The organism is Halovulum sp. GXIMD14793 (genome assembly GCF_054457435.1).
In genome coordinates, this window is the sequence record NZ_JBTLNE010000009.1 from 1 (window position 1) to 18,836 (window position 18,836).

The window sequence follows — 18,836 nt, forward strand, 5'->3', positions numbered from 1 at the left end:
CTTGAGCAATTTGAGGGCTCCGCGCCCGGCGCGCTTGCCCAAAACGAAACCAACGAATATGAAAACCAGACCCGCAGACTCTCGTTATGAATGAGGGAGCCTCGGGGGGCAGGTCAGATCCGATGCCAGATGAAATCCGCAGTCAAATCAGATGGTCATATGCCGACTCACCCTATTGTGGCTTTGGGCAAGACTGCTTTGCCGCAGTTTCGGCTCTATTTGACCAGCGCGGATCGCTTTATGATCACTCAGCCCGAGATGCTGATGATGAGTACCGGTTTCGACTTAACGCCATGGAGAAAGCCATGATGCAATTGGATCGGGAGGGTCTTTTCGGAGAAGGGAAAGCTCGTGAAAGATGCACCATTCACGTGGAGGTGATGCCGCCAGACGAAACCAACACGGATCGCGCAATCAGACTGAACTCTAAAAGCGCCCTATCGACCTGGCTTAGAGAAATGAGCGAATAACCCGGCTGAAAGCGGATATTTTGGTGCATTGCCCATAAGCAGGGCCATTGATAGTGCTGTATTCCTTGCGTCGTAAGATCAACGCGATCCGCCTTTATAAACCCTGCAAAACAGACAATCAGCGCGGCTTGCCAGATAGCAAAGAAACCCACAGGGGCGCCTCAAAATCATAGTCGATTGCGTCGGGGCAGGTATATCTGAAGCCCTGCCAGATACTTTGAAGCCGGCCAAAAAGGTAGAGGTTCACGATGTTCCAGACTTATTCGCCTCGCCACACCTTCGGGATCGTGCGGGCGGTCGTCAGCGCCAGATCGTGGCCCAGTCACCGCGTTTCGCGTCGACCTGTCGTTGGCAAAGGCAAATCCTGAGTGACCTGCAGAACCAGACCTGAACAGGCGGGTATCAGAAATCCAGGTTTTCCACGTTCAGCGCGTTATCCTGAATGAAGGCCCGGCGGGGCTCTACCACATCGCCCATCAGCTTGGTAAAGATCTCGTCCGCTTCGCCGACCTGATCCACCTTGACCTGCAGCAAGGTCCGCGCCTCGGGGTCCAGTGTGGTTTCCCACAGCTGGCCGGGGTTCATCTCCCCCAGACCCTTGTAGCGCTGCAGCGACAGGCCGCGTTCGCCCTCGTCCATGATGGCCTTCAACAGATCCAGCGGACCGGTGATCGGAATCTCGCGATCCTTGCGGACCAGAATGGCGGGCGGGGCATAGATTTCCTGCAGGGTGCCGGTCATTGCGCCCAGACGGCGGGCTTCGGGGCCGCGCAGGATCGGGCCGTCCAGCGTGCGGACCTCTTCGACGCCGCGCAGCACGCGGAACAGACGGATGCCGTGATCCTGTGTTGGACGACCCTGCCAGCCGCGTTCGTATTCCGTGGCGACAAGGTCCAGACGGGCCGCTGCCGCATCGGCTGAGGCTTGCAAATCATCCAGCGCACCGGGTGCCATGATGCCTGCAATCACAGCCTGTTCCAGAATGGGGCGCGGGTAATGCGTCGGAAAGGCGTTCAGGATTGTCCGGGCCTGCCGCGCCTCCGTCACGATACGGGCCAGATCCTGACCTACGATGACAGAGCCATCGCCCAGCTTTAGCGAGGCGTTGTCCAAACCCTGTTCGATCAGATAATCCTCCAAAGCGGTCTGATCTTTCAGATACACCTCGGACTTCCCGCGTGAGACCTTATAGAGCGGCGGTTGCGCGATATAGAGGTATCCGCCTTCGATCAGTTCGGGCATCTGACGGTAAAAGAACGTTAACAACAGGGTGCGAATATGCGCGCCGTCCACGTCAGCATCGGTCATGATCACGACCTTATGGTAGCGCAGCTTCGAGATATCGAACTCATCCCGGCCAATCCCAGTGCCAAGCGCGGTGATCAGCGTCCCGATTTCCTGGCTGCCCAGCATCCGATCAAACCGCGCCCGCTCCACGTTCAGGATTTTCCCGCGCAAGGGCAAAACCGCCTGATTATGGCGCGAACGGCCCTGCTTGGCCGAGCCACCGGCGCTGTCACCCTCCACCAGGAAAATCTCGGAATTTTCCGGGTTCTTTTCCTGACAATCCGCCAGCTTGCCGGGCAAAGAGGCCACCGATAGCGCAGATTTACGCGTCATCTCCCGCGCTTTGCGGGCGGCCTCTCGTGCCTGGGCCGCTTCGACGATCTTGGTGGCGATCGCGCGGGCCTGGCCAGGGTTTTCCTCAAACCATTCGGCCAGCTTTTCGTTCATCATGCTTTCGACCGCGGGCCGAACCTCGGACGACACCAGCTTGTCTTTGGTCTGAGAGCTGAATTTCGGATCAGGCACTTTGACCGACAGCACACAGGTCAGCCCCTCACGCGCGTCATCGCCGGACAGGGTGACCTTCTCCTTTTTGGCGATCCCGGAAGACGCCGCATAGTTGTTGATCGTCCGGGTCAGCGCCCCGCGAAAGCCTGCCAGATGGGTGCCGCCATCGCGCTGTGGGATGTTGTTGGTAAAGGGCAGCACGGTTTCGTGGTAGCTATCATTCCACCACATCGCGACCTCGATCCCGATCTCGTCACGCTCTCCGGTGACAAAGATCGGATCTTCGAACAGGGATGTCTTGGACCGGTCGAGATAGCGCACGAATTCCCGCACGCCGCCTTCATACAGCATCTCAACCTCTTGCGGCTCTGAACTGCGTTCATCGCGCAAGGTGATCCGCACGCCGGAGTTCAGAAAGGCCAGTTCCCGCAACCGGTGTTCCAGCGTCTTGAACGAATAATTCCGGTCAGAGAAGGTGTCGGTGGAGGCAAGAAATGTCACCATCGTTCCCTTCTTGCCCTCGGCATCGCCGGTGACTTTCAGGTGTTCGGTGGTGTGCCCTCCCTCAAACCGGGCTTTATGTTCCTTGCCGTCGCGCCAAATGGTCAGTTCCAGCCAGTTAGACAGGGCGTTGACCACGGATACACCGACGCCGTGCAAGCCGCCTGAAACCTTGTAGGAATTGCTGTCAAACTTCCCGCCAGCGTGCAGTTGGGTCATGATAACCTCGGCCGCGCTGACGCCCTCTTCCTCGTGGATGTCCACAGGAATGCCGCGCCCGTTATCGCTGACCGAGACGCTTTCATCGGCGTGGATGATAACGGTGACCGTATCGGCATGACCGGCCAAAGCCTCATCAATGCCGTTATCTACCACCTCATAAACCATGTGATGCAGGCCCGAGCCGTCATCGGTATCCCCGATATACATGCCAGGCCGTTTGCGCACGGCTTCAAGCCCTTTCAGGACCTTGATGGAACCTGCGCCGTAATCTTCGGAAGACTGCTCTTTGTCGGACATTCTCTGCCATCCTTAAAACCTGTGAGTAATATACTGGGTAAGGTGACGGATGTCACGCTTCCGAAGGGCGGATGCGCACTAAATTTAAAAACGAAAACAATGCTTTGCGTGTTTGTTTGAAGTTTCTTTTACAGCGCGGCGATTGTTGTGGAAAATTCGCGCCCCGACAGCCCCGATTTCAGGCGAAAACTGCGCCCAATCCGATGACAATGCCAACGCCGATCAGCAGGATCCCGGCCCCGATATTCAACCGGGCCAACCCCTGCGGTGACCGGATCAGCGCCCGTGCCCGACCGACGAAAACCCCCAGGATCAGGTTGCCGATCAGGGGCACAATCGCTGAGATGAGGCAGATGACAGTGATGTCCAACGCCGTGACCGCCGACAGATCGAAAAAGCCCGGCAGCACCCCCATATAGAACAGGACCGCCTTTGGATTTCCCAGAATGGCCAGCAGTCCCGCCAGAAACCCCGGCCAGATGCCGGGACGGGTCAGGGCGGAATCCTCGGCCGCCAGTGCCCCGGCTTTGCGTATCAGACCCCAGCCCATGACCAGAAAGATAACAGCAGCAGCCCATCGCAGGACCTGCAGAAAATCGCCATAGACCGTGGCAATCGCCGTGACGCCAAAGATCGCAAGCAGCGGCCACAGGACATCACCAACCACCACACCCATTGCCAAAGGCCACGCCCCGCGAAACCCGTTTGCCAGGGACCGCGCCACCACTGCGACCCAAACCGGCCCTGGCGTCAGGAACAGGATAAAAAGCGCAAGCGCATATAGCGAAAGGCCCGAAGCCGAAAGTGTCATTGATCAGGCCTCATGCTCGCCAGCGTGCCGCGTATAAAGGCGGTGCAGCCGATTGGCTGCCTCAAACCCGTGTTTCTCCGGCTTTGGTGTGGATTTCAGCCATGTCTCGGCTGCGGCCAGCTCACTCGCGATCAGGGCGTCGGTTTCGCTGTGGCTCGCTGTGGCGGTGCCCATCTCTCTGGCCTGTCGTTTGGTGTCGATCAGGTTGCGGATGAAGGTCGTGACCGCCTCTGGCAAATCGCACCCCGCCATCAGATTGGTCATATCCATGGGCGGCACAGCCTGTGCATTCAGCCGCATCCAGCGCAACGCCAATGCGGGCCGCAGGCTGTAAAAGTAACGCTTCAGCTTTATCTTGCCCTCTGCGTCCAGAATCCGGGTTTGGCTTTGGTGTGTCATCGACAGGTAATGCCAGGTGACGTTCTTGCGGGTCAGCACATCGCGGCAAAACGCCAATGTATCGGCGCGAAAGCCAGGGGCCTCAGAATAGCTGATCGGGGATTGCAACCATTCGGCAACAACCGCGTTCGACCGCAGAGCCAGATTCAGGGCCTTCGACAACTCCCAGCCGGATAGGTCCAGCTCGTCCGAGATCGGACGCTCCACAACATCGCGCCGCTTTTCGATCCGCAGGTGCCAGTCGACGGGCCGAGCATATATGAAGCGCACGTCATAATCACTGTCTTCCGAATGGAATCCCCATGCGCGCGAGCCGCTTTCGATGGCCAGCAGAATGGTTATGTCCTCTTCCCGCGCGATCTCGTCCAAACGGGCACGGATCAAAGATTGCATCTGAGGCGATACGGCGGTCATACGAAATCCTTCTTGGGGCAGGGCCAGTGGCGTTTGTCAAAGCTTTGACACCACAAATCAAATCTTATCGTCACCAAATTGAATTATGGCACCCTGACCTTTGATGAAGCCTTTGCCGATCCGCTCCAACGTAAGCGCACGCAGTGCTTTGTATCGGTCCTGCCGGTACTCCCCCTCAATCAGGATCGCCTTGGCAACGATATCGCCTGCCTTGTCGAAGTAGCTGTAAAGCAGCGTATTTTCGTCCAGTCGCTCAACTTTCAATAGCCCGCCATCCAGGCAGCTATCCAGCCCGACAGTCAGCTTTTCAACGGCGACCAACTGGGCCTCGGTTACCCGGATATGGGTCCATGTGCCGCTACAGTTGCCGTCGTCGTAGGAAACCGTGGAGGATATCGGGTCAATGATCAGCCCCATGCTCCATTCCTGACCGTCAATCTGCACGCCAACCCCCTGCCATGTGCCGGCATAGGTTTCAGAGAACCTGTCAAAGGCAAACGCCGCAGGTGCAAGGATGATTGCTATCAGGCAAAGAATGTATCGCACTGGATGTGGCTCCGAATTCAGGGGGTGGTCCTGACAGCAGACTGGCTGTCATCCTCGTCAACTTGCCACATCGTTGATCGTCCTCCAAGCCCATCAAAAAGCTCTGCCCCGGTGCCGGTCAGCCAGGCCTGTGCGCCAAGGGCGCAGATCTCGTCATAAAGTGCTGCGCGGCGGTCAGTATCCAGATGGGCGGCGACCTCATCCAGCAGCAGAATGGGCGGCGCGCCAAAATCCTCAGCCAGGGCGCGGGCATTGGCCAGGATCAGCGAGATCAGCAGGGCCTTTTGTTCTCCAGTGGAACACAGGCGCGCCTCAGCCCCTTTATCGGCATAGATGGCGATCAGATCAGCGCGATGCGGGCCAACCAGCGACCGACCGGCGGCCATGTCACGCGGGCGGCTTTCGGCCAGTGCCGCCCGCAGGTCGTCAGCGGTTTCTGCAGGTGTGTCATCGGCGATATCCAGATCGGCCTGCGGAAATGCCGTTGCCGCACCCGTCTGCGCCGCGGTCAGACGCGAAAGTGCCAGCGCCCGATTGGCCATGATTGCGGCACCATGGGTGGCCATCTGCGTCTCTAGCCCGGCATACCAATGCGGATCGCGGGCTTGATCCTTCAGCAGCCGATTGCGTTCACGCATGGCTTTTTCGTAGGCGAGGGAGGCCTCTGCATGGGCCGGTTCAAAGCTCATTGCGATACGATCCAGAAACCGCCGTCGTTCGCTGGCACCGTCCATCCAAAGACGATCCTGCGCCGGGGTTAGCCACAAGATGCGGGCCAGACGGCCCAGCGCTGTCTGCGGTGCGGCCTTGTCGTCAATGCGGGTCTGGCGGCTGGCCCCCGGCTCCACCCAGGTTTCGATCTGGTGCTGCTGGCCCAGACTGTCCAAATCAGCCGCGATTTTCCAGCCAAGCGCTTCGGGTGCGTGCGCCATGTCGTCGGGGGCTGCCCGGCGCAGGCCGCGGCCCGGCGACAAAAGCGAAACCGCCTCAAGAATATTGGTTTTCCCCGCACCGTTCGGCCCGAAAAGAACAACGGGCCGGGCGTCGACCGTCAGTTGAGTTTGCTTGTGAGAGCGGAAATGGCTCAGCCGCAGGGAGGTCAGCGCAAGCGTGGCCACAGCCTCAGACGCGCATCGGCATCACGACATAGACCGCGCTTTCGTCATTGCCTTCGCGCATCAGGGTCGGATCCCCGGCAGAGTTGAACATGAAGACGGCATTCTCGCGATCCACCTGATCGGCGATTTCCTGCAGGTATTTGGCGTTAAAACCAATCTCCAACGCCTCGTCACCATAAGCCACGGCCAGTTCTTCCTCAGCCGCACCGCTGTCAGGGGCATTGACTGACAGCACTAGACGATCCTCTTCCAGCGCCAGTTTCACGGCGCGCGACCGCTCGGACGAGACGGTGGCCACACGATCCACCGCTTTGGCGAATTCGGCTGCGTCCACCTCAAGCCGCTTGGTGTTGCCTTGCGGGATGACACGCTGATAATCCGGGAATGTGCCGTCGATTACCTTGGAGGTCAGCGTCACCTCGGGCGTGGCAAAGCGGATCTTGGTTTCAGACACGGATACCGCAATCTGCGTGTCGTCTTTGTCCAGCAGTTTGCCCAGTTCCAGCACGGTTTTGCGCGGCACGATCACACCGGGCAGATTGTCTGCGCCCTGCGGCAGCACCGCGTCGATCCGGGCCAACCGGTGACCATCGGTGGCGACACAGCGCAGCACCTTTTCGTCGCCCCCATCAGCGGCGTGCATGTAGACACCGTTGAGGTAATAGCGAGTTTCCTCGGTCGAGATCGCGAATTTGGACTTGTCGAACAAGCGGCGCAGGACGGGCGTGTCGGCGGCGAAATTGCAGTCATATTCCGCGTTTGCCATCACCGGGAAATCCTCGCGCGGCAGGGTGGCCAGTTGGAAATGCGACCGGCCCGCCGTGATATCCAGCCGGCCCGAGGTTCCATCATCGGCCAGTTCCACCATCGCGCCATCTGGCAGTTTGCGCACAATGTCATGCAAGGTGTGCGCGCCAACGGTTGTCGCACCGGCCTGCAGCACCATGGCCGGGGTTTTATCGATCACCTCGATATCCAGGTCGGTGGCCCGGAAACTTATGCTGTCGCCCTCAGCCTCGATCAGAACGTTCGCCAGAATCGGAATGGTATTGCGCCGCTCCACCACGGATTGCGCCCGACCCATCGCCTTCAAAAGCGCGGAACGTTCGATGCTGACTTTCATTTTGAAACCCCCGGGTGGACGCATGTTCTTGGGACGTTGACCCTATCGAAATCAACATCTGGTTCAACAGAAAACTTGCGTTTGAGGGGCAATCAGATGGTGCTTAAAGCGTTTCGGGATAAACCTGAGACAAAAGATTATCCTGAAACGCAGTGATAAGCCTATATGGTGTACGCGTTTCGATTTTATGTGATGTCTCAAGGTAAACTCGAAACGCTTTAGGGCCGTGTATCGCGAAACCAGAGACGGGCTTCCGTGTTTATCAGGTTGTCATAGGGTGGAATATGACACGCTTGAACACTCTTTCTGTTTAGGCCAATGTCTGGTTCTATTCATTCCAAAATGCGGCCAATGTTGGCTTTCAAAAATTTGGTGTCGCCAAATGAACTTAAAGATTGTCAAAAGGAGCTTTTTCGTTAGCGGCGATGACACTGTCGGTGTGGGGCAACACGCTTTCGGCACAGGGTCTGCTTAAGGACTTTGAAAACCTTTTCGACCGTTGTCGCACTCATATCGAAACAAGTTCAGTTTTTGATATCCAAAGCCTTCAAATGCACGAAGTTCCCAAGCGTCATACACGTGATTTGGTCAACTCTTCAGCACAAGAGGCTTGGGCATTGCCTGGGTCAAAGCTCTACGTTCTACGTTCTACTAACGGAGAGGGCTCTTCGAGACGGCACTGTAAGGCACCAATGCTACATCAAACTAGCTGATGAAAAGTATGTATTGCGGCCAACTGAACAAGCACTACTACTGCGAAATTTTCTCGTAGAACAAACCGAGTTGATCGGTGCCCAAACCCATACGGTTGATAAATCTCTTTCGCCCATTCCACCCATCGTTAATGCTGCATACTTACTGTTAGCTAAGAACCCAAATGGGTGCACAGTAACCAACCACTTTGCTTTCTCCCCCGATGGAGAATTCTTCTCAGCAGGATCTGCCAAACAATCCGTAAGCCCCTGTGAGGCAAAATAAGTTAGCAAGTTACATATCTACTTGGAAACTAAAGCCGTCATTACAGAAGCAATAGAGTGGCGTTCGCGTCTACAAAACGGCAGTTTCCGCTTAAGCCTCCAGCATCCGCCTTAGCAGTTCCACATCTTCGCTGATCTGGCTGTCGATGGCCTTTAGCTCCTCGACCTTGCGGACGGCGTGGATCACGGTGGTGTGGTCGCGGCCGCCGAATTTGCGGCCGATCTCGGGAAGGGATTTGGTGGTCAGGGATTTGGACAGGAACATTGCCACCTGACGCGGGCGCGACACGGCGCGAGACCGGCGGGGGCCCAGAAGGTCGGCCATGCGGATGTTGTAGTGGTCCGAGACTTTGCGCATGATCTCGTCAATCGTGACCTTGCGCTCGGACGCGCGCAGCACATCGACCAGACATTCCTGGGCCATATCCAGATCAATACGCCGCCCGACCAGCGAGGCAAAGGCGAACAGGCGGGTCAGGGCACCCTCCAGCACACGGACGTTGGAGCTGATGCGATGGGCGAGGAATTCGAAGACGCCCTCGTCGATCTCAATGCCGGGATGCAGGCGCGACTGGCTTTCGGCCTTTGATTGCAGGATGCCGAGGCGCAACTCGTAATCGGTGGGGTGCAGATCGACGACCAGACCGCATTGCAGGCGGGACTTGATCCGATCCTCAAGCCCGTCAATCTCGCCCGGGGCGCGGTCAGCGGAGATGACGATCTGTTTGTTCTGGTCGATCAGGGCGTTGAAGGTGTGAAAGAACTCTTCCTGCGTCGAATCCTTGCCCGAGATGAACTGAACATCATCCACCATCAGCACATCGACAGAGCGGAACAGCGCCTTGAAACCGTGCATGTCCTTGAAGCGCAAGGCCTGCACGAAGCGATACATGAATTGTTCGGCAGATAGATACAGAACCCGCGCGCCCGGTTGCACCTCGGAAATCTGCCAGGCGATGGCGTGCATCAGGTGGGTTTTACCCAGGCCCACGCCACCATAAAGGAACAGCGGGTTGAAGGTGACCGGCCCACCCTCGGCCACGCGGCGCGCAGCGGCATGGGCCAGTTCGTTGGGCTTGCCGACAACGAAGCTTTCGAAAGTAAAGCGTTTGTCGAGCGGAGATCCCGGTAACTCTCTTGCGTCAGTGGTCTGCAGCTTTTCGGCAGGTATAGCGGCTGGCGTCTCGCGCTGTTTGGGCGCGGCACGGGCAACGCTGAAATCAAGACGCGATACAGTGGTGCCATTCTCAGCCAGCAGGCGGCGGATTCGCTCTCCGTAATGCTGCGATACCCAGTTGCCGATAAAGCTGGTTGGCGCTGACAACTGAGCGACACCGTCGTCACAGCCCAGATATTCCAAAGGCTCGATCCAATTTTGGAAGGCACTCTTTCCGAGTGATGATTGCAACTGCTCTCTTGTCCGCCCCCAACAGTCCATCATCCCCCCACTCGTTTCCGTTTTTCCATTCAACATAGAATACTCTTCACCCATCGGCTTTGACCTGAACAAAGCCCCGTCAGCCCTGTTGCCAGGGCAATCCCGCATGCTTCCAGCCGTTTACAGTCGCGCGATGCCGGTCGGCATCGAGGTCACCCTCAAAGCCCTGATCAACATTGCTGCAGGCTACATCCTCGCCACGTTCGGCCAAAGCGGCGGAGACGGTTTGCGCAGCATCCAGTGATCGCGCGCCCGAGCGGCAGATAAACAGGATCTGCGACGGAGCCTCGGACTGATCCGCAAACATCTGATCTACGAAACCCGCGTTCACCTGCATATCAGGAAACGCCCGCCATTCTGTCAGTACGACGGTTTTTCCCAGCGACGACAAATCAGGCACACCGACAAAGCTCCACTCAGGTCGCGAGCGGACATCAACCAGAATTGCCGATTTATCCTGTTTGAGAATTTCCCAAGCTTCGACGGGACTACAGCTTCCCACCTGGCTTATGACTGAACCCGACATCGAATCTCCACTGGCACCTTTGCCCGACCGCAGCAAACTAGACGTTTCGAATAGCAGGTTTCAACAACAAGAATAGCTTGACGCAAAGAACGGTAGATTTAGGAGATTCGCTGCCGATAAAAAATAAACCAGACACAGTTAAAGAAACGATGGCAAAATTTACTTTACCTACGTCTTTCGTGCGGCAGATTTTGAAAGTGAAACCCAATCGGCGGACTTCTGCTAAGTGCAGTGAACCTACGACCAGTCAGAGATTCGAACAAGCGGACCGAAAAGAGAACATGAAGGAAAAGTCAAACTTGCATGACAATCACAAAAAGAAAGCGCACGCCCCCGGTTCGGGACGCGCGACATCGTTCTCTACCGAACTGGTGATCAGGCGCCGAGCGCGCGAACCCGTGCGTTAAGGCGCGAGATTTTCCGGCCAGCCGTGTTCTTGTGCATGATTCCTTTGGTAACACCGCGCATGATCTCGGACTGCGCCATGCGCAGAGCGTCATTTGCCGCAGACAGATCGCCGGATGCGATTGCCTCTTCGACCTTACGGATGAAACCGCGCACACGGGTGCGGCGGGATTTGTTGATCACGGTCCGGCGTACCGTCTTGCGGGCGCGCTTTTTTGATCCAGGCGTGTTTGCCATCTTTGAGAATTCCGGTTCTTTACATGAGTCACGAAACGAAGCGCGTCTCTAGACTGTGCCAAGACACGAGTCAACGCCTCTGCGACGGTTATTTGCTTAACCGGTTATTTTCCGCGGAATTGTGGGGTGCGCTTTTCGGCAAAGGCTTCCATACCCTCGGTCCGATCTTCGGAGGCAAAAAGGGAATAGAACAGCCGCCGTTCAAACAGCAGACCTTCGTGCAGGCTGGTCTCATAGGACCGGTTCACAGCCTCTTTCGCCGCCATTGCGGTCAGCGTAGATTTCTCGGCGATCTTTTCGGCGGTCTTCATGACATCCGCCATCAGTTCCTTGGCCGGGACAACGCGGGATACCAGGCCAGAGCGTTCCGCCTCTGCCGCATCCATCATGCGGCCGGTCAGGTTCATCTCCATCGCTTTGGACTTACCGACAAAGCGGGTCAGCCGCTGGCTGCCGCCCAAACCAGCAATGACGCCCAGATTGATCTCGGGCTGGCCGAATTTCGCATTGTCGCCAGCAATGATGAAATCACACATCATCGCCAATTCGCAACCACCGCCCAGCGCATAGCCGGATACGGCGGCGATGATCGGCTTGCGGGCGCGCATGATCGATTCGGAATGGCGGGTGAAATAGTCGTCCTTGAACATAAAGACGAAATCTTTCTCGGCCATCTCCTTGATATCTGCCCCGGCGGCAAATGCCTTTTCCGAGCCGGTGATCACCATCACCCGAACCTTGTCATTGGTATCCATGCTGCCGATGGCCTCCGACAGATCCTGCAACATCTGCGAGTTGATCGCATTCAGCGCATCTGGCCGGTTAAGGCGGATAACGCCGATATGATCGGTGATCTCGACAAGAAGTGTCTCATAAGCCATGCGTCTCACCCCGAGTTACTGACACAGCGCCCAGACTTATCATGTCGGTGAAGCGGATCAAGGGCGGAGATGTATAGCGCCTGCGTTCTGACAACGCCCGCAGTGTAAGACATCCGTCTGTCCTTTGGCTACAGATATGCCATTAAGGGGGGCTTATGGCGCATATCATCTTTCTGCATGGGGCATCGAGCAGCGGTAAATCCACCATCGCCCGCGCCCTGCAAGCCCGGCTAAGCCTGCCGTTCTGGCACATTTCCATCGATCATCTTCGCGATGCCGGTGTGTTGCCGTCTGATCGCTTCAAAAGCGGCGAGTTTGACTGGAAGGCTGCGCGTACTGCCTTCTTTGATGGCTTTCACACATCACTGGCGGCGTATGCCCAGGCGGGCAACAACCTGATTCTTGAACATATCCTTGAGGATGAAACCTGGTTGGATCAACTGCGGGATCTTTTCGCACCGTTCGATGTTTACTTCGCCGGGGTCCATTGCCCTGTGGACATCCTTGAGGCCCGCGAAAAAGCCCGCAGCGATCGCCCGGTTGGCAGCGCCCGTAAGGATTTCGAAACCATCCATATCGGCAAGACCTACGATCTGGAGGTGCAGGCCCTTGATGGCGTCGATCACTCTGTCGAGGCGATCATGCGGGGTTGGAAAAGCGGCAAGCGCATTTCCGATTTTTCCCGCAAGACCTGAATGCCATCGGTTTCAGGCGACGCACCTCGCTTTGCGTCTGCGGCATCACCGTGCAAACCAGATTATTGATATCATGGGTGCGCAATCCAGGCTAACGTTGGCACTTCGGACAATAAAACGTCGACCGGCCAGACTGAACGATGCGTTTGATTGTGCCGCCGCATCCCTCGCGCAGGCAGGGTTCCCCCTCGCGTCCGTAGGCACGGAACGCATGCTGGAAGTAGCCCAGCTCTCCGTCTGCCTGACGGTAATCCCTCAGCGATGATCCGCCAGCGGTGATGGCATCGAGCAGCGTTTCGCGGATATGCGGCACAAGCTCTGCTATGCGGGCGGCCGAGATATCGCCAGCCAGCCGTTTGGGGGATATACCGGCGCGCCACAGCGCCTCGCACACATATATATTGCCCAGACCCGCGACATTGCGCTGATCCAGCAAGGCGGACTTGATCGGTGTCCGCCGCCCCTTCAGCCGTTCGGCGAGGGTGGTTTCGTTAAAATCATTGCCCAAAGGTTCCGGGCCAAGGCTGGCCAGCAGGCGGTGCGCCCCGGCCGTTTGTGTCGGCAAAAGGTCCATGGCACCGAAACGGCGCGGATCGTTGAAGACAACGCGCGCGCCGGTCTCGGTCTGCAATTCAACATGATCGTGACGGCCGGTTTCCACCACATCCCTCGGCGCATGCAAAAGCAGCCGACCTGACATGCCAAGATGCACAAGCAACGTCTCGTCACTCGACAGATCGGCGAGGATGTACTTTGACCGGCGCCGCAGACGTAAAACCGTCTGGCCGGTCAAACGTTTTGCCATATTTTCGGGGAACGGCCAGCGCAGGTCTGGCCGTCTTACGATTGCACGCGCAATCACCTTGCCTGTCAGAACAGGGTCAAGACCACGGCGAACGGTTTCTACTTCGGGAAGTTCAGGCAAGTGCCCCCGCGCTTATTCCTCGCGCTCCCGCACCTCTTGCGTGCGCATCTTGCGCGCAGACATAGACGACATAATCGCCCCGGTCAAAAGGGCCAAACCAAAAAATACACCGATTGCAATGCCAAACGCCATTACTCATCCCTCATTCGAACGCTGCCCCCATGACATGTATGCCTAGCGCCCGATTCGGGCAGAACAATGTCGAAGCCGCGACAAGGTATCCGAATTGTAGTTTTTGCATCGCGAACTATGATCACCGGCGAAATGTAAGGACAGGACGTATGAGCGACAGGGAAACCGATTTTGGCTTCCGCCGCGTGGCGGAAGAGGAAAAGGCCAGCATGGTGCGCGGCGTCTTTTCCTCGGTCGCGTCGAAATACGATCTGATGAACGACGCAATGAGCCTGGGCATCCACCGGGTTTGGAAAGACGCGATGATGGACTGGCTGGCCCCGCGCCCCGACACGCATCTGCTGGATGTGGCTGGCGGCACCGGGGACATCTCATTCCGGTATCTCAAACGTGTGTCCGGTCAGGCGAAAGCCACAGTTCTGGACATGACTGCCGACATGCTGGTCGAGGGCCGCCGCCGGGCCGAGGCTGCCAGCTATCCCAATGCGCTGGACTGGGTGGTCGGCGACGCGATGAAGCTGCCGTTTGAGGCGAACAGCTTTGATGTTTACACGATATCCTTCGGGATCAGGAATGTAACCCGCAAGGACGAGGCGCTGGCCGAAGCCTACCGCGTGCTGCGCCCCGGCGGGCGGCTGATGGTGCTGGAGTTCAGCCAGTTGCCCAATCAGGGGCTGCAAAAGCTGTATGACCTGTATTCGTTCAATGTCATCCCGCCCATGGGCAAGCTTTTGGCCAATGACAGCGACAGCTACCAGTATCTGGTGGAATCGATCCGCAACTTCCCCGATCAGGACACATTCGCTGACATGATCCGCTCGGCAGGCTTTGATCAGGTGGCCTATCGCAACCTGTCCATGGGCATCGCTGCCCTGCATTCGGGGTGGAAAATCTAGGTGCGCGGACCACACAACATCTGGCGGTTGATCCGCACCGGGGCAACGTTCGAACGAACCGGCGCGATGAAGATCGCGCTGGAGGCGATGGGCGCACCAAACAGCGTGCGCGTAGCGGCGCGCATTCTGGGCTGGCCGTTTTCCTGGCTGGGGCTGAAAGGCGACCCGAACCTGAAACCGATCAGCCGCGCGCTGACCGCGCTGGGCCCGGCCTACATCAAATTTGGTCAGGTCATGTCAACGCGTCCCGATGTTGTCGGGAACGAACTGGCCGATGAGCTGAAGATCCTGCAGGACAGCCTGCCTGCCTTTGATATGAAAGACGCCAAGGCAGAGGTAGAGCGGGAGTTGGGCGCACTGGTTGACCATTGGTTCTCAAGTTTTTCCGACCCCGTTGCCGCCGCGTCACTGGCGCAGGTTCATAAGGCAACGGTGCGCGATAGCGGGCGCACGGTCGCGGTCAAGGTCCTGCGACCGGGTGTTGAGCGGGCGTTTATGCGCGATGTGGATGCGTTCTACTTCGCCGCCCGAATGATCGAATTTCTGTCGCCATCCTCGCGCCGGTTGCGGCCCATTGCGGTGATCGAACATTTCGAAACCATCGTCGAGGGAGAACTTGACCTGAGGATGGAGGCCGCTGCCGCCGCCGAATTCCGCGCCAATACCGAAACGGACGAGCGGTTCCGCGTCCCCGAGGTTATCTGGCCCCTGTCCGGGCGCCGGGTCATGACGCTGGAATGGGCGGAAGGACACTCGTTCTCGGACACTGGCAGTCTGAAAGCGCGGGGCGTTGATCTGGTCGCGCTGTCCGAGCATGTGATCGAGATATTCCTGAAGGTCGCGCTGCGCGACGGATTTTTCCATGCCGACATGCATCAGGGCAACCTCAAGCTGGCCCCGAATGGCGATCTGATCGCGCTGGATTTCGGGATTATGGGCCGGATAGATGCCTATACCCGCCGCGTCTATGCCGAGATCCTGATCGGCTTTCTGCGGCGTGATTATACGCGCGTTGCCGCTGTGCATTTTGAGGCTGGCTATGTCCCGGCGGATCGCGACAGGGCGGCCTTTGCGCAGGCGCTGCGGTCGGTGGGAGAGCCGATCTTTGGTCAGGATGCGTCCAATATCTCTATGGCGAAACTTCTGGCACATCTCTTTGACGTGACCGAGCGCTTTGGCATGCAAACCCGGACCGAACTGATCCTGCTGCAGCGAACCATGGTGGTGGTCGAAGGCGTGGCGCGATCCTTGAATCCCGAAATAAACATGTGGGAAACCGCCAAACCAATCGTCGAGGCTTATATCCGCGACAACCTTGGCCCCAAGGCCATGCTGCGCGATCTGACCCGGACGGTTGCCGTGCTATCCCGCTTTGGCCCGTTGCTGCCCGAAATGGCCGAAACTGCTCTGGTCAAGGCCAATGCCCCGCAGGACGCAGATCGCAGTTTTGGCGCGCGTCTGCCATGGTGGGGGTGGCTGACCGCAGGTGCCGCGCTGGCGGCTGGGGCGCTGGCGTTATTGGGGTAGGGTCATGACGAAGGTTAAAATCTGCTGCATTCAATCTATGGCCGAGGCTCAACTTGCGCTTAGCGCGGGTGCTGATGCGCTGGGCCTTGTCGGGAACATGCCTTCTGGGCCAGGACCGATCCCCGATGCGAGGATTGCAGAGATTGCCGCTGGGGTTGATGCCCTGACGGTGCTGCTGACCTCCGAAGTTCAGGCCGATGACATCATCGCCCATATGACCCGCTGCCCGACCCGCGCTATACAATTGGTCGATCGTGTGCCTGATCGCGACATCGCGGCGATCCGGGCCGCCTTTCCTGACCGTCAGATCATCCAGGCCATCCATGTGAACGGCCCTTCGGCCCGCGAACAGGCGGCCGAGGCTGCCAGGGTTGTCGACATGTTGCTGCTGGACAGCGGCTCGCCCCATAAAGAGGTCAAGGAACTGGGTGGAACCGGCCAGACCCATGACTGGCGTATCAGCGCAGAGATCGTGCGCGAAAGTGCTGTGCCGGTCTGGCTTGCAGGTGGCTTGCGCCCCGACAATGTGGCCGAGGCGATCCGGCAGGTAAGGCCCCATGGCGTGGATGTCTGTTCGGGCTTGCATCCGGATCATGATCTGGATGCGGACCTTCTGGCGCTGTTCATGGCGGCAATACGCAGCGCATGACGCCGGACTTTTCCCTTGAAGCAGATTGTCCGACACCCGTTTGCGGAATAGATGAGGTCGGGCGCGGCCCGTGGGCCGGGCCGGTGACAGCGGCGGCTGTCATTCTTGACCCGGCGCAGGTGCCGGCGGGCCTAAACGATTCAAAAAAGCTAAGCGCGACCCGGCGCGAGGCGTTGTTTTCAGAGATCATGGCGGTGGCGCAGGTCGGACTTGGCGAAGCATCCGTGCAGGAAATCGACCAGATCAATATCCTGCAGGCTACCTATCTGGCGATGCGCCGGGCGATTGAGGCTTTGCCGCACCCGCCCGCATTTGCGCTGATCGACGGCAACCGCCTGCCATCTGGTCTGCCTTGCCCGGCGCAAACCGTGATCAAGGGCGACAGCAAATCAGTTTCCATTGCGGCGGCGTCTATCGTCGCAAAGGTCACACGTGATCGACAAATGGTTGCATTATCGCAACAATTCCCCGGCTATGGCTGGGAAACCAATGCCGGATATGGGGTGAAGGCGCATGCAGAGGCTCTGGAAAGCCTAGGGGTAACCCCACACCATAGACGTTCGTTCAAACCTATCCACAAGATATTGTGCGGCTAAAATTTCCTAAGCTCTTGATTCAAAAAGAATTTGACGGGGACTCCGCGATGACTCATTTTGGGGCCAACAAACAAGAATACCGTTGGCAGGCAAATGAGTGTGAAAGACAAAAACCGTTCGAAGCGGGTTCTCCCGCTCGACCAGATTCTCGCAGGCGACTGTGTGGAGGTGATGAACTCCCTTCCCGCAGAAAGCGTCGATCTGATCTTTGCGGACCCGCCCTACAACCTGCAGCTGAAGGGTGATCTGCATCGGCCCGACAGCTCCAAGGTTGATGCCGTGGATGATGCATGGGACCAGTTCGCATCTTTCAAGGCCTATGACGATTTCACCCGGGCCTGGCTGAAAGCCGCCCGCCGCATTCTGAAAAAGGACGGCGCGATCTGGGTAATTGGTTCATATCACAACATTTTCCGCGTTGGCGCATCCCTGCAAGATGCCGGGTTCTGGATCCTGAACGACGTGATCTGGCGCAAGACGAACCCAATGCCGAATTTCCGCGGCAAGCGTCTGACAAATGCGCATGAAACGATGATCTGGGCCGGAAAATCTGACGCGTCCAAATACACATTCAACTATGAGGCGCTGAAAGAGCTGAACGAAGGTGTTCAGATGCGCTCTGACTGGATGTTGCCTATTTGTAACGGTGGCGAGCGTCTGAAAGACAAGAACGGCGACAAAGCCCACCCGACGCAAAAGCCCGAGGCATTGCTGCACCGCGTGCTGGTCGGCAGCTCCAAGCCCGGCGATGTGATCCTTGACCCGTTCTTCGGCTCTGGCACCACCGGTGCGGTCGCCAAGCGTCTGGGCCGCCACTACATCGGCATCGAGCGCGAGGAAAAATACCGCGAGGTTGCCGAAAGCCGTATCGCCGATATCCGCACCCTGGATCGCGCCTCGCTTGAGGTGACGACCCCGAAACGCGCAGAGCCGCGTATTCCCTTCGGCCAGCTGGTCGAACGCGGGCTGCTCGCCCCGGGAGAGGTTTTGCATTCACAGCATGGCTGCACCGCCAAGGTTCGCGCCGATGGCACATTGGTTGCCGAAGGCACCAAAGGGTCCATCCATCAGGTCGGAGCTGCGTTGGAGGGCGCACCGTCCTGCAATGGGTGGACCTACTGGTGGTTCAAGCGCGACGGCAAGTCGATCCCGATCGACATACTGCGCCAGCAGCTGAGAGCCGAACTTAAAGAGTAATTCATCGTTTACCGCCGGTGCCTGTTGGCATCCACCTTACCCCCGCTTGGTTCCCCCAAC

At 57.9% G+C, this 18,836-nt stretch carries 18 protein-coding genes; 7 read left to right on the forward strand and 11 right to left on the reverse strand.

What is annotated here, in order from left to right; translation table 11 throughout:
• Positions 1-122: 122 nt before the first annotated feature.
• Complete coding sequence (locus ACW9UQ_RS03485) at positions 123-470, forward strand: DUF4303 domain-containing protein (protein WP_458929608.1); 348 nt, start codon at positions 123-125, stop codon at positions 468-470.
• Between the two features lie 402 nt (positions 471-872).
• On the opposite strand, the gene gyrB is transcribed toward ACW9UQ_RS03485, so the two are convergent.
• From gyrB to ACW9UQ_RS03535, 10 genes are all read right to left on the reverse strand, one after another.
• The gene (gyrB, locus tag ACW9UQ_RS03490; RefSeq protein ID WP_458929609.1) at positions 873-3,284 is read right to left on the reverse strand and encodes a DNA topoisomerase (ATP-hydrolyzing) subunit B; all 2,412 of its coding nucleotides are present in this window, start codon (positions 3,282-3,284) and stop codon (positions 873-875) included.
• A 178-nt stretch (positions 3,285-3,462) separates the two neighbouring features.
• Positions 3,463-4,095 (reverse strand): LysE family translocator, encoded by a 633-nt coding sequence (locus ACW9UQ_RS03495; protein WP_458929610.1) that lies wholly within the window; start codon positions 4,093-4,095, stop codon positions 3,463-3,465.
• 3 nt (positions 4,096-4,098) lie between these two features.
• On the reverse strand, positions 4,099-4,908 hold the full coding sequence (locus ACW9UQ_RS03500) for a nucleotidyltransferase domain-containing protein (RefSeq protein ID WP_458929611.1): 810 nt from the start codon (positions 4,906-4,908) through the stop codon (positions 4,099-4,101).
• A 57-nt stretch (positions 4,909-4,965) separates the two neighbouring features.
• The gene (locus tag ACW9UQ_RS03505; protein ID WP_458929612.1) at positions 4,966-5,454 is read right to left on the reverse strand and encodes a hypothetical protein; all 489 of its coding nucleotides are present in this window, start codon (positions 5,452-5,454) and stop codon (positions 4,966-4,968) included.
• A 17-nt stretch (positions 5,455-5,471) separates the two neighbouring features.
• Positions 5,472-6,572 (reverse strand): DNA replication/repair protein RecF, encoded by a 1,101-nt coding sequence (gene recF / locus ACW9UQ_RS03510; RefSeq protein ID WP_458929613.1) that lies wholly within the window; start codon positions 6,570-6,572, stop codon positions 5,472-5,474.
• A gap of 4 nt (positions 6,573-6,576) precedes the next feature.
• Positions 6,577-7,695: a DNA polymerase III subunit beta gene (gene dnaN / locus ACW9UQ_RS03515; protein ID WP_458929614.1), complete on the reverse strand. Its 1,119-nt coding sequence runs from the start codon at positions 7,693-7,695 to the stop codon at positions 6,577-6,579.
• A 1,068-nt stretch (positions 7,696-8,763) separates the two neighbouring features.
• Positions 8,764-10,113 (reverse strand): chromosomal replication initiator protein DnaA, encoded by a 1,350-nt coding sequence (gene dnaA / locus ACW9UQ_RS03520; protein WP_458929615.1) that lies wholly within the window; start codon positions 10,111-10,113, stop codon positions 8,764-8,766.
• Positions 10,114-10,189: 76 nt separating this feature from the next.
• Positions 10,190-10,636: a rhodanese-like domain-containing protein gene (locus ACW9UQ_RS03525; protein ID WP_458929616.1), complete on the reverse strand. Its 447-nt coding sequence runs from the start codon at positions 10,634-10,636 to the stop codon at positions 10,190-10,192.
• A 375-nt stretch (positions 10,637-11,011) separates the two neighbouring features.
• Entirely contained in the window at positions 11,012-11,278 is a 267-nt protein-coding gene (rpsT, locus tag ACW9UQ_RS03530; protein WP_458929617.1) for a 30S ribosomal protein S20, read from the reverse strand.
• 104 nt (positions 11,279-11,382) lie between these two features.
• Positions 11,383-12,159, reverse strand: a complete 777-nt coding sequence (locus ACW9UQ_RS03535) for an enoyl-CoA hydratase (protein WP_458929618.1) — start codon at positions 12,157-12,159, stop codon at positions 11,383-11,385.
• A 155-nt stretch (positions 12,160-12,314) separates the two neighbouring features.
• Between ACW9UQ_RS03535 and ACW9UQ_RS03540 the strand changes: the two genes are divergently transcribed.
• Positions 12,315-12,854: a chloramphenicol phosphotransferase CPT family protein gene (locus tag ACW9UQ_RS03540; RefSeq protein WP_458929619.1), complete on the forward strand. Its 540-nt coding sequence runs from the start codon at positions 12,315-12,317 to the stop codon at positions 12,852-12,854.
• 91 nt (positions 12,855-12,945) lie between these two features.
• Here the strand turns inward: ACW9UQ_RS03540 and mutM are convergent, their stop codons facing one another.
• Positions 12,946-13,779 carry a bifunctional DNA-formamidopyrimidine glycosylase/DNA-(apurinic or apyrimidinic site) lyase gene (mutM, locus tag ACW9UQ_RS03545; protein WP_458929620.1) on the reverse strand — a complete coding sequence of 278 codons (834 nt, stop codon included), beginning with the start codon at positions 13,777-13,779 and terminating at the stop codon, positions 12,946-12,948.
• Between the two features lie 281 nt (positions 13,780-14,060).
• Between mutM and ubiE the strand changes: the two genes are divergently transcribed.
• From ubiE to ACW9UQ_RS03570, 5 genes are all read left to right on the forward strand, one after another.
• Complete coding sequence (gene ubiE / locus ACW9UQ_RS03550; RefSeq protein WP_458929621.1) at positions 14,061-14,807, forward strand: bifunctional demethylmenaquinone methyltransferase/2-methoxy-6-polyprenyl-1,4-benzoquinol methylase UbiE; 747 nt, start codon at positions 14,061-14,063, stop codon at positions 14,805-14,807.
• Complete coding sequence (ubiB, locus tag ACW9UQ_RS03555; protein WP_458929622.1) at positions 14,808-16,334, forward strand: 2-polyprenylphenol 6-hydroxylase; 1,527 nt, start codon at positions 14,808-14,810, stop codon at positions 16,332-16,334.
• 4 nt (positions 16,335-16,338) lie between these two features.
• The gene (locus tag ACW9UQ_RS03560) at positions 16,339-16,983 is read left to right on the forward strand and encodes a phosphoribosylanthranilate isomerase (RefSeq protein WP_458929623.1); all 645 of its coding nucleotides are present in this window, start codon (positions 16,339-16,341) and stop codon (positions 16,981-16,983) included.
• Complete coding sequence (locus ACW9UQ_RS03565; protein WP_458929624.1) at positions 16,980-17,579, forward strand: ribonuclease HII; 600 nt, start codon at positions 16,980-16,982, stop codon at positions 17,577-17,579. The genes ACW9UQ_RS03560 and ACW9UQ_RS03565 overlap by 4 nt, the downstream gene beginning before the upstream one ends.
• A gap of 93 nt (positions 17,580-17,672) precedes the next feature.
• Positions 17,673-18,776: a DNA methyltransferase gene (locus tag ACW9UQ_RS03570; protein WP_458929625.1), complete on the forward strand. Its 1,104-nt coding sequence runs from the start codon at positions 17,673-17,675 to the stop codon at positions 18,774-18,776.
• Positions 18,777-18,836: the final 60 nt, after the last annotated feature.